Consider the following 11,979-nt stretch of genomic DNA (forward strand, 5'->3'; position numbering starts at 1 on the left):
ACAACTTGTTAACCTTTACATTGTGTAAACCATTTTAAATGATTTGAAGGAAATATGTAAATCTTTTTTTTAGTGAGTAGAGTTATAATTGAATTCATATGGAGGTGGGAACACGTGAAATTAGAGGAATTGTTTACGGTACATGTGAACATCGAAGAATCATTTGATTTGCAGAATAGCGAAGATGATTCGGTTGTCATGATTACTTTTACAGGCAGTGTAACCGGAAAGTACTTTGAGGGAATTGTGTTGGGTGGAGGAGTAGATACGCAGATCATCGGGAAGAATGGTGGTCCGCATACGCTATCGGCAAGATACATGCTCCAAGGAACCGACAACGCAGGCCATTCCTGCAAAATTTATATCGAAAATAACGGAAATATTGATAAAACGCTGAAAACTGCTTTATTTCGTACTTCCCCCAAAATGATTACAGACAGCAAAGCCTTATCCTTCTTGAACCGTGAGGCACTTATTGGAGAAGGTCATCCGACGGAGTCAGGGATAGATATAAAAATATATAGGGCGCTATGATAGTGCGAGACATGTGATAACTATTTTGTTCATGTGTCTCGGAGCAAGATAGCCGGTTATGCAGATCGAGAGTCGCTAAGGAGCGGCTCTTTTTGTCGTATGAGACTTTACGTCAATATTTATATGTACTCTTTTACAATTAATTAACATAGGATGGATACGGCGCAGACACTTCACACCTATAGTATGATGAGCGAAAATAAACCCATATCAGGCGGAATAAGGAGAAAACTATTCATTATGATGATCAAAAAAATCGGGATTTCAGTAGCATCACTCGCCATCTTAACGTCTGTAAGTGTGTTTGACGCATATGGTGCAGGCTCCAAACGCATGATCGAAGTTTCTGAACAATCGGCTAATGTGGTTGTGAACGGACAAAGGGTGGAAGGCGAATCATTTCTCTACAATGGGGTCACTTATGTACCTGCAAGAGCGATTGGTGAAGCCTTGGGGCAAGAGGTAGACTGGGATAACAACACCCAATCGGTGTTTGTTGGACAAAAAATGGATGATCAGCAGGGGTACCGCGGTACCAAAACGCCATATCCTTTTAAGGAAACAAGTTATACAAAAGCTCCTATTGGATATGAACCCATATTTATTAACTACATAGGGAGACATGGTTCCAGACATCTATCCAGTTCCAAGTACGACAAGACGTTATTTGAACTGCTCGACATCGCTGAAAAGGACGGGCAGATCACTAATCTGGGCAAAGAGCTGAAGAAGGAAATTGGCAATCTGATGAAGGTTGAAAAAGATCATTATGGATTGTTATCCACTACGGGTGGAGAAGAACTGAAAGGAATAGGGGCCAGAGTTGGGCAGAATTTCAAAGAACTCTTTACTTCGGATAAAAAAGTGATTGCACAAGCAACCTTCAAAGATCGAACGCCGCAGAGCAGAGATCAGTTTATTGACGGGTTAAAGGAAAGCTTGGGAGATAACAAGGTAGACATTCTGGCTTCAGCTTTTGAAGAAGGGAAAGACCCCTATCTACGGCCCTACGACTTGGCTACGAAGTATAACGAGTACGTAGAAGATGGAGACTGGGTTAAGTTATACGAGGATTATGTCACACAGAGCACTGGAACGCGTTATGCAAAAGAGGTCCTTCTGCAATTTTTCTCTGATGACTTCTATCAACGGCTGAACGCTGGAGAGTTTGAACTGAAAGATGAGAAGGGAAAAGTGAAGCTCAGCAACCCAACCGAGGCTGCTTCTAATCTATATGAACTCTACATCATATCTTCGAATATTAAAGGAGAAGGTGACTTCGAATTCGGGCGGTATTTCACGGCTAATCAGTTGAGATGGTACGAGAGCATTGACAATATCAATGACTTTTATGAAAAAGGTCCATCTTTAACGTCAACGGATCTGCCGCAAAATATCATTTCACCTCTGGTCAAAGAGTTGATCGTGTCTACCGAACAGTCCATTCAGCAGAAAGACACGGCTGGTATATTTCGTTTTGCTCACGCAGAAACAATTATTCCACTATCTTCATTCCTGGATATCGCCGGAGCTAATGTGAGTATCGACAAACCGCAGGACGTGACCCAAAACTGGAATGGCTCGGTTATCTCACCAATGGGAGCAAATATTCAATGGATTCTGTATTCCAATGGTAAGGATGTTCTCGTGAAAATGCTTAGAAATGAAGAAGAGATCGCCTTCCCGATCGAAACAAAGACCTATCCATACTATAAGTGGGAAGATGTAAAAGCATATTACCAAAACAAACTGCAGAAGGTAGGCGTAAGCTTGGACAGCAGTTTGGAAGACAATATCGAGCTTTTACAGAAGAAATTCTAATCGGTGAAACGATATGCATTTTATATGAAAATAAAGACGAAGATGAAGAAAGCAACTCCTTTTCATGGAGCTGCTTTCTTTTTTTGCATTTTGAATGAAATGGACCAGTAAAAAAATCCTAAAACAAAATGTGACCAAATGCCGTCCGTAAGAGTGTTAGAGGTATAAAGGAGGGCATAACAACCATGCAGCGATCAGTGCCCCAGCTGGGCGATCATGTGATGAAAGTCTATGAGACATACGCGGATACGCTGTTCCGGATTGCCATGGTGCACCTCGGCAGACGAGAAGACGCGGAGGAAGCCACTCAGGATACCTTCATCAAACTAATAGAAAAAGCCCCTACGTTCAACGATGCGGAGCATCAAAAAGCATGGTTGATTCGGGTCATCACCAATCATTGCAAATCCTTATTAGGCAGAGGCTGGCGCAAACGGGAGGTCAAGCTGGAGGGAGTCGATCCTCTTACAACAGACAACCCTGAAGATCACGCGCTGATCGAACTTGTGCTGTCATTGCCCGTCAAGTATAGATCGGTGGTTCATCTGTATTATTACGAAGATTATCCGATTCGAGAAATTAGCGAGATCCTGGAGATTAGCGAATCAGCAGTGAAAATGAGATTGAAACGAGGAAGACAGCTGTTAAAACTGGAGCTGGAAGGAGAGGAACTGTAATGAACGAAGAACAATTCAAACAAAACTACAAGAAAGCGGTGGATCATATGAAAACAAACGAGCAAATGAAAAAACGGGTAGAGCAATCCTTAAACACGCAACATCAGGGACCAAAACGTCAACGTAAACCACTATACATTGCAGCAAGTGTTGTTATCGCTGCAAGCATTGGATTGGCTGCGCCAAGTGTATGGCAACAATTCAATGGACCAGCCGCACCAACACCACAGGTGGCAGCGTTGACTCCAGGAGCATCGTTTGATCCGATCGTGATTCCGAAGATGGAGTTGCCGAGTTCACAGGGCAAAGGCGCGATGGCTGATATGATGCAACTGGTTGTATATGGAGGAAACGTATATACACAGTCCCCAACATTGCTTGAAGGCGCAAATGCACTCAACCTGCGGGGTGAAAAGCTTGGTACTACAACTGGTGGCATCAATGAACTGAGCGGCCAGGATAAATATACGGAGCTTGCTTCCAACATTGGCGAAGCAGACATCTATGCGGTCAATGGCTACGACAAGGATTTCCGCATCATGTCTTACACCGAGATCGATGGTCAGGTGTATGCTCAGTTATTCGACAAGAACAACGGAATCACCATTGGTACTGGTGCCGACCTGATCGGCAAGCTTCATCTCGAAGGCAACATCGCCTCGGCGCAATGGGAGACGTTTAATAGCTGGAACAACGGATTGCAGCAGCTTCAACCGTTAGCAGCGGATGAATCACTGGAAAGCTTCATCTCATCGCTAAATGCTGCCAAACCGATCGCAACGAGCCCGGAGTTGGAAGAGAACCTCTACGGCAAGGAGGATCGCAAGATCATCTATCTCACACTGGAAGACAAAACGCAGGTCCCACTGGTTCTGTTTGGTGATGGTCTGGTGCGTTATGGTAATCTTCCGGCATTCCTGGAAGTGGAGAAAGGCGCGTTCCAATCATTCTGGAACAGCTTGGGCGAGTAAGGCGAAGACAGCAATCTGGCTGCACCAAAAGAGCGAACAGGGCACGCAAGTGCTTTGTTCGCTTTTTTCATCAACAAAGAAACACTTGATAGGATTAGGCAATAAAATGATATGAATAGGATATAGTTTCTTTTCTCTTTCAATGTAAAATGGGTACACCTAGTTTTAACAAAAAAAGAAACAGGAGGTTTGATGGATATGAATCGAATCGAAAAGAGCCAGGAAACATATAAAAGACTATTCGGCGATGGAGTTCCAGCGGCATATGCTACTGATCCTGAGTTACAGGACATATTAAGTCGCTTCATTTTTGGTGAAATTTTCGATCAAGGTGTCCTTGACGATAAGCAACGTGAGCTTATTACTTTGGTCGTACTGGCTACTAATCAAACGTTGCCACAATTCAAAGCACATACTCGTGCAGCGCTAAATGTTGGGTTGACACCAACGGAGATCCAAGAAGCAATCTATCAATGCGCACCTTATTTGGGATTCCCCAAAACCTTAAATGCCATATCGGAAATGAATGAAGTGTTCAAAGAGCGAAATGTTGCACTGCCTCTTGAAAGTCAGAAACGGGTTGAAGAAGATAATCGCTTGGACAAAGGACTTGGTATTCAGAAAGAGATTTTTGGCGATATTATTGAGGAAAACCGGGAAAATGCCTCGTCAAATCAGAAGCATATCCAGGACTATCTTTCAGCATTTTGCTTTGGTGACTTCTATACCCGTGGTGGTCTGGATCTGAAAACACGAGAGCTGCTTACTCTTTGTATACTAAGTGCACTCGGAGGTGCTGATAGTCAAGTCAAAGCACACGTTCAGGGTAACATCAATGTTGGCAATAATAAAGAAACCATGATCACCGCTCTAACTCACTGCCTTCCCTACATGGGATTTCCTCGAACACTAAATGCTTTAGCCTGCGTGAATGAAATCATTCCAGAGAAATAATCTTCTTTATTTGAAGCAACAGACAGTTGATTATCCCAATCAACTGTCTTCTTCTGGTTAACAGGAAGGTATAGTAAAGAAATGAACGATTCAGGAGACACTTAAATGAATGTAAATCAGGAGGAATTATGGAGTTAAGAGTACTTCGATATTTTTTGACAGTAGCTCGAGTAGAAAATATCACACATGCTGCAACGATCTTACATGTTACACAGCCAACGTTAAGCAGGCAGTTGGCTGATCTGGAAAAAAATTTAGAAACTCAATTGTTTATACGCGGGAAAAGTAAAATAACACTGACAGATGCAGGCATGCTTCTACGTCAAAGAGCAGAAGAAATTCTCACACTTGCGGATAAAACAGAGAAAGAGTTTAAAGATCAGAACAACCTGGTTGGAGGAACCATATCGATCGGGAGTGTTGAATCATTAACATCCAATGTTATTTTACAATTATTAAAAGACTTCAATATGGAGTATCCGCAGGTTAAATATCACATCTATAGTGGAACGGGGGATGACATAAAGGAGCGAATCGATAAAGGACTGCTCGATGTGGGCATTTTGTTAGAGCCCATTCACATTGAGAAATACGATTTTATCAGACTGCCCCAGAAGGAACGCTGGGGAGTCCTTATGAAGACCTCATCACCTCTTGCACAGAAAGAATATGTAACTTCAACCGATTTAGCCGGAGTACCTCTGCTCATATCCAGCCGATCTGTCGTACAGAATGAGATTGCAAGCTGGTTTGCCGATGAGTATGCACATTTAAACTTTGTTGCGACCTATAATTTAATATCTAACGTACTGAACCTCGTAGAGGAGGGGTTAGGGACAGCAATCTGTATTGAGGGTGCGCTTGCAATGAAGCAGTCTGACACATTATGCTTTAGACCTTTTCAACCGGAACTTCAGTTTCCAACAGTGATTGTCTGGAAAAAACACAAGGTATTCAGTCAAACGGAGGTACGTTTTTTGGAACATATCAGGCATGCCTTTCAGGCATAATAAAGTATAAATTATAGGTATTGGCTATAGCTGTTTATCAGATGATATTTTAAAGGTGTAATGAATGCAGCCTTTATGTACTTCAGATAAATAGCTTTTTTTATTGCAAAGAGAAGTTATTTAGAGCGCTTTCGGTTTCATTCATTTAGGTGGCAACAACAAGAGGGGGCATTATTGGATGAGCAAGAAATACGAGAAGTTGGCTCAAGATATTGTAGAGAAAGTGGGCGGTAGTGAGAATGTATCCACTCTGACTCACTGTATGACTAGGCTTAGATTTGCACTGAATGATACTAGTAAAGCAGATCAAAAAGCGCTTAAGTCGTTTGACGGTGTTATTGATGCGGTTGAGAGCGGTGGACAATTTCAAGTCGTCATCGGCACACATGTTGAAGACGTTTACAAAGAAGTGATCAAGCATCTTCAACCTAACGCGAGTTCATCGGGTGAACCAACTCAAGCTAGAAAAGTTAGTATTTTGGGGAAATTAATCGATTTCGTCTCGGGGACATTTAGTCCGATTGTCCCTGCTATAGCTGGGGCTGGTATGATCAAGGCATTACTCGCTCTACTTATTTTGTTCAACTGGATTTCAAAAGATTCCCAAACCTACTATGTCGTAAGTCTTATGTCAGATGCTATTTTCTACTTTTTACCATTCTTGTTGGCGTTTTCAGCCGCAAACAAACTAAAATGCAGTCCCGTCTTAGCACTCGTTTTAGCCGGTGTTTTACTCCATCCCAACTTGACACAATTGCGTTTGGATGGGACTGACGTAAGTGTTTTTGGAATCCCGCTAACTCTTGTATCTTATAGTTCTTCTGTAGTTCCAATTCTCTTAATCGTTTGGTCACAATCATATATTGAATCGTTGTTTAAAAGGATCATTCCGAATGCAGTGAAAGTTATTTTTGTTCCCATGTGCACTATTTTAGTAACGGGAATTTTGGCTTTAACCGTATTGGGACCACTGGGGTCATTTTTTGGAACCTATTTAGCGATGGGTTTTGAATTCCTGGGTGCACATGGTAGCTGGCTGGTTATTTTCCTGGTAGCAACCTTCTGGCCAATACTGGTTATGTTTGGACTGCACCATAATATTGTTCCTCTATCCATTGCTCAAATCACCACATCAGGTTATGAGAATATCCTCGGTCCTGGAGCGATGATCAATTGTATAGGTCAAGGTGTTGCGGCATTAGTTGTAGGGATGAGAACCAAGGATAAAGCATTAAAACAAATTTCTGCTTCCAGTGGGATCACCGCGTTGATGGGAATCACGGAACCAGCTCTTTACGGCGTAAATTTACCGAAGAGATACCCACTTGTCGCGGGTATGATTGGAGCTGCCAGTGGGGGACTCTTTGCAGGGCTAATGGATGTTTCTCGTTACGCAACAGGCGCTTCAGGAATCCCGGCGATTCCTCTGTACATTGGTGAAAATATCTGGAATCTATATAACATTTGGATCGCACTTGTTATAACAACTGTCGTAACTGCTGTGCTTACCTATTTGCTCAGTTTGAAATATGAAAAAGCCGCACCTTTACAGAACACTGGCTCAAATGCGAACGAAGTGAGTGGGGTTGCGGATGAAGTCATTACAATTAAAGATTCTGTTATTGCAACTCCACTTAAAGGTCAGCTTATTCAACTTCAGGATGTACAAGATGTAGCGTTTGCCTCAGAAGCAATGGGTAAAGGAATTGCTATTGAACCTAGCGAGGGGAAAGTCATTGCTCCATTTGATGGCATGATTGTGTCCCTATTTCCTAAGAAACATGCTATTGGACTATTATCCGATGAAGGAGTCGAAATTCTTATTCATGTCGGCTTAAATACGGTTAAGCTAAACGGAAAATATTTTGAAGCGTTCGTTGAAGAAGGTCAAAGAATTACAAAAGGACAGACCTTGCTGACTTTTGATCTGGACAAAATCAGACAAGAAGGATATGTCACTCAAACGCCCGTTATTGTAACCAATTCGTATAGTTACTCGGATGTGATCGCAGAGACTAGTCCCAAAAATATTGATTTTAACAATACATTGTTGGTTGTCAAAGCTTAACAAAACTACAGGTTAGGAGTGTGTTTTAATGACTTTAAGAAAAGACTTTTTGTGGGGTGGGGCAGTTGCTGCTAACCAATGTGAAGGTGGATATGCAGAAGGCAACAAGGGACTATCCACAGTTGATGTAATCCCGGCAGGGAAAGATCGTGTTCCTGTCATGCGAGGACAGTTAAAAATGTTGGAGTGTGATCAAGAACATTTTTATCCGAGTCATGAGGCTATTGATTTTTATCATCGGTATAAAGAAGACATTGCTTTATTGGCAGAGATGGGCTTTACGTGTTTCCGTTTATCTTTGGCATGGACTCGGATCTACCCTAATGGAGATGACGAGTTGCCCAACGAAGAGGGTTTGAAATTCTATGAAAATGTATTTGACGAATGTTTGAAGTATGGCATTGAGCCGTTAGTCACCATTACCCATTTTGATGTCCCTATTCATTTGGTGAAAACTATTGGATCGTGGAGAAGTCGAAAAATGGTGGATTATTATGAGAGACTGTGTGAAACGATCTTCACCCGTTATAAAGATAAAGTGAAGTATTGGCTTACCTTTAATGAAATTAACATGCTGTTGCATCTACCTTTTGGCAGCTCAGGCCTAGTGTTTGAAGAAGGTGAGAATGAGGATGCTGTGAAGTATCAGGCGGCTCATCATCAATTGATCGCAAGTGCAAAAGTAACTGAAATTGCGCGTAAAATTAACCCGGAAATTAAGATTGGCTGTATGTTAGCAGGTGCCAACACTTACCCGTATACATGTGCACCAGATGATGTCTGGAAAGCCATGACAAGAGATCGCGAGCACTACTTCTTCGTCGATGTACAATCCCGAGGAGAATACCCAAACTATGCCAAGAAAATGTTAGAACGAATGAATATTCATTTAGCCATGGAAGACGGGGACGAGGAATGTTTGAAAAATAATACGGTTGATTTCGTTTCGTTCAGTTATTATGGTTCACGATTAACCAGTGCAGATCCGGAAGTAAACACACAAACGGCAGCTAACCTGTTTCCAACACTGCGCAATCCTCATTTGAAAACGAGTGAATGGGGATGGCAAATCGATCCTGAAGGTCTAAGAATTACAATGAACTCCTTGTATGACCGATATCAAAAGCCACTATTCATCGTTGAAAATGGCTTAGGAGCGATAGATACTCCTGATGAGACGGGATATGTTGCTGATGATTATAGAATCGAGTATCTGCGTCAACACATCCAAGCTTTCATAACAGCAGTGGAAGAAGATGGCGTAGAGTTGTTGGGTTACACGTCCTGGGGTTGCATTGATCTAGTAAGCTCAAGTTCTGGAGAGATGAGTAAACGATACGGTTTCATACATGTCGACAAAGATGACGCTGGAAATGGTACGTTGAAACGCAGCAAGAAAAAATCCTTTGAATGGTTCAAAAAAGTTATTCAAAGTAACGGCAAAGAACTCTAATCGACTGAGCAGTAACGTATGAAGTCATCGACTTATGCGTTACTGCTTTATCCATTTATCGCAGCATTAAGGCTAACTATCGGCCATATGGAGCAAATACAAACATTAGGAGTTGGTTTTTTATAATATCCATGGAGAAGCTTAGAACATATTCGTTATTGTCCGTTGCGTTATTAATTTCTTCAGGTCCAGTGATTGCCGCTAACATTCCTGCAATAACCAATGATTTTCCAGAGATATCGGTAACACACGTAGGATTATTAACAACCATACCTTCATTATTTGTCATTCTTGGTGTGTTAATTGCTAATCGACTTGAACTTCTTATTGGGAAGAAAGCAACTATACTAACTGGATTAGGGCTTGTTCTCATTGCGGGAGTATTCCCTGCATTGTATCATGACCTCTTTTCGTTGCTGTTCATTTCTCGCTGTTTGTTTGGGTTAGGTGTAGGTTTATTTAACCGGCTCATCATTCAGATGATCAGTGATATGTATCATAAGAATCCAGCTAAACAAGCAACCGTAATTGGCTTAGAAAGTGCCTTTGAGGGATTAGGAGGCATTTGTCTAACACTACTCGTTGGTCAACTATTGAAAATGGGCTGGCACACATCATTTTATGTCTACGCCCTGGCACTTCCTATTTTCACTGCATTCCTGATTTTCGTTCCTTCTGATAAAAAAGAGCTTAATATAAGAGAAGAGGTCACCACGAATCCAAGCCACACAAATAATAAAAAAGCCCTTCAAGTCATGATTGGCTATGGTCTCTTATTATTTGTAATAGTAGCTATTTTCATCAATTATAATTTACAGATTACTCCTTTGATTTTGGAAAAAAATATCGGAACTGCGACAAATGGAAGCAACATGATTGCATTTATAGGTTTGGGAGCTTTTGTTGCCGGCTTTTCTTTTGGGAAAGTATACAAAACACTCGGTAACTATATCGTTCCATTATCGATTCTGTTACTTGGAAGCTCGATGTTCGTTACGACGATCTCGCAAAGTATCATGCTTACTACCGTGTGCTCAATGATCATCGGGTTTTCATTCCGCTGTATAATGCCCTATTTATTGCATACTTTTGCACAACAAATCGCCAAAATGGCAAAGCTGGGTACGACCATTGTTCTGATCGCGTATAACTTGGGAGCCACACTTTCACCGTATGAAGGAAGGTTAATTACGCAATTATTACGACTAGATACAGTGCAATCATTAGTCTCAAGTAATGCAATAATCCTATTATCGATTTCAGCAGTTAGTTTGGGAGTAGTAACCCTTCATCGCAAAAAGAAGAATATTCAACAAACATAGAAAACAGGGAACTTCTTGATATGGAGTTCCCTTGTTTTAGAATGAGTTGTATGAACCGTTTAATTATAATTTTTGTAATACACCAAGTGATCGGTCCATTCATTATTTTCGTGTATAAACCCTTTACGTAGACATTCAAATTCCATACCAACACTCTCTGCCAGTTTCATGGAAGGGGTGTTATCCACATTGATATGAGCCTCTATCCGGTGGAATTTCAGATGTTCGAATGGACTCCTCTGGACTGAATTTATGCTCGTGGCATAGCATTGAAATAGTCCATAACTACGCTGCGAAACTCTAAAGCGGCTTTGGAAATATACCTGTTTTTGTGCGAAAGTAGAGCGATTTCCCGAACGAGCTGGTGTTCCTCTACCTGAAGATATTTAATGCGCTCGTGCGGGTTTCTGGCTGTGCTAGGTATAAAAGCGAGACCGATCTCCGCCTCCACAAGGGCTGTTAATCTTGCAGGCTCATCCCCTTCATATACATACTTCGGTAGGAAACCAGCGGATTGACATACGGAATCCACCATATCACGAACCCCATACCCTTGCTTCACCCCAACAAACCACTCGTCCTTAAGCTCTGTCAATTGAATGCTGCTTCGGTCTGCATATCGATGACCCATAGGAACAGCGACTACAATCGGATCGTCATATAGTATCTGACATTCGATATCGTCACCTTCAATCGGAGGGGAGGAGAGACAAAAGTCCACCTCGCCCCGATGCAGAAGTCTGGACATGTTTTCTAACGAAACCATTTGCACATGGAACTGAATATCCGGCTTGTTTTTCCGGAATTCCCGCAGTATACCTGGCAATGTGCTCGCCGTAGTCACCGCCAATTGCAGTGTACCCTGATCCGGATTGGAGAGGTCAGCAATTTCCCGCTTTCCTTGTTCCAATTCAAATAAGGCTTTTTCAGTTCGCTGAAGAAATGTTCTTCCAAAGTCGTTTAGTCGCAGCTTTCTCCCGATTCGATCAAATAAAGGGACTCCAAGGTCGTCCTCTAATCGTTGTATCGTTTTGCTCAGGGAGGATTGCGTGACATGCAGCTTTCCCGCAGCTTCCGTAACATGCTCGCATCGGGCCACCGTAAGGAAATATTTTAGTTGAAGAAGCTCCATTTGCACCATTCCTTCATTCCTTCTAGTTCATCAAATC

10 protein-coding genes and 1 pseudogene are annotated in these 11,979 nt (G+C 42.0%); 9 read left to right on the top strand and 2 right to left on the bottom strand.

Going from position 1 to position 11,979, the window contains the following annotated elements:
• The first annotated feature begins 114 nt into the window (after positions 1-114).
• The 9 genes from MHH25_RS15155 to MHH25_RS15195 all read left to right on the top strand — a co-directional run bounded on the left by MHH25_RS15155 (position 115) and on the right by MHH25_RS15195 (position 10,810).
• Entirely contained in the window at positions 115-534 is a 420-nt protein-coding gene (locus MHH25_RS15155; protein WP_127548556.1) for a DUF3237 domain-containing protein, read from the top strand.
• A gap of 240 nt (positions 535-774) precedes the next feature.
• Positions 775-2,355 (top strand): histidine-type phosphatase, encoded by a 1,581-nt coding sequence (locus tag MHH25_RS15160; RefSeq protein WP_340020388.1) that lies wholly within the window; start codon positions 775-777, stop codon positions 2,353-2,355.
• A 185-nt stretch (positions 2,356-2,540) separates the two neighbouring features.
• A complete protein-coding gene (locus MHH25_RS15165; protein WP_036615805.1) occupies positions 2,541-3,032 on the top strand; it encodes a sigma-70 family RNA polymerase sigma factor in 492 nt (163 codons plus the stop codon).
• Positions 3,032-4,003 (top strand): hypothetical protein, encoded by a 972-nt coding sequence (locus MHH25_RS15170; protein WP_340020389.1) that lies wholly within the window; start codon positions 3,032-3,034, stop codon positions 4,001-4,003. The genes MHH25_RS15165 and MHH25_RS15170 overlap by 1 nt, the downstream gene beginning before the upstream one ends.
• A 198-nt stretch (positions 4,004-4,201) precedes the next feature.
• Positions 4,202-4,957: a carboxymuconolactone decarboxylase family protein gene (locus tag MHH25_RS15175; protein ID WP_340020390.1), complete on the top strand. Its 756-nt coding sequence runs from the start codon at positions 4,202-4,204 to the stop codon at positions 4,955-4,957.
• Positions 4,958-5,085: 128 nt separating this feature from the next.
• Positions 5,086-5,967 carry a LysR family transcriptional regulator gene (locus MHH25_RS15180; RefSeq protein ID WP_133384792.1) on the top strand — a complete coding sequence of 294 codons (882 nt, stop codon included), beginning with the start codon at positions 5,086-5,088 and terminating at the stop codon, positions 5,965-5,967.
• Positions 5,968-6,145: 178 nt separating this feature from the next.
• Positions 6,146-8,035, top strand: coding sequence for a beta-glucoside-specific PTS transporter subunit IIABC (locus MHH25_RS15185; RefSeq protein WP_340020391.1), 1,890 nt, complete (start codon positions 6,146-6,148; stop codon positions 8,033-8,035).
• A gap of 28 nt (positions 8,036-8,063) precedes the next feature.
• On the top strand, positions 8,064-9,488 hold the full coding sequence (locus tag MHH25_RS15190) for a 6-phospho-beta-glucosidase (protein WP_340020392.1): 1,425 nt from the start codon (positions 8,064-8,066) through the stop codon (positions 9,486-9,488).
• 131 nt (positions 9,489-9,619) lie between these two features.
• On the top strand, positions 9,620-10,810 hold the full coding sequence (locus tag MHH25_RS15195) for an MFS transporter (RefSeq protein WP_340020393.1): 1,191 nt from the start codon (positions 9,620-9,622) through the stop codon (positions 10,808-10,810).
• Positions 10,811-10,869: 59 nt separating this feature from the next.
• Here the strand turns inward: MHH25_RS15195 and MHH25_RS15200 are convergent.
• Positions 10,870-11,040 (bottom strand): annotated as a pseudogene (locus MHH25_RS15200) (GNAT family protein); the annotation flags it as partial.
• Positions 11,041-11,060: 20 nt separating this feature from the next.
• Complete coding sequence (locus MHH25_RS15205) at positions 11,061-11,942, bottom strand: LysR family transcriptional regulator (RefSeq protein ID WP_340020510.1); 882 nt, start codon at positions 11,940-11,942, stop codon at positions 11,061-11,063.
• Positions 11,943-11,979 lie beyond the last annotated feature (37 nt).

This window comes from Paenibacillus sp. FSL H3-0457 (assembly GCF_037981725.1).
GTDB classification, from domain to species: domain Bacteria; phylum Bacillota; class Bacilli; order Paenibacillales; family Paenibacillaceae; genus Paenibacillus; species Paenibacillus amylolyticus.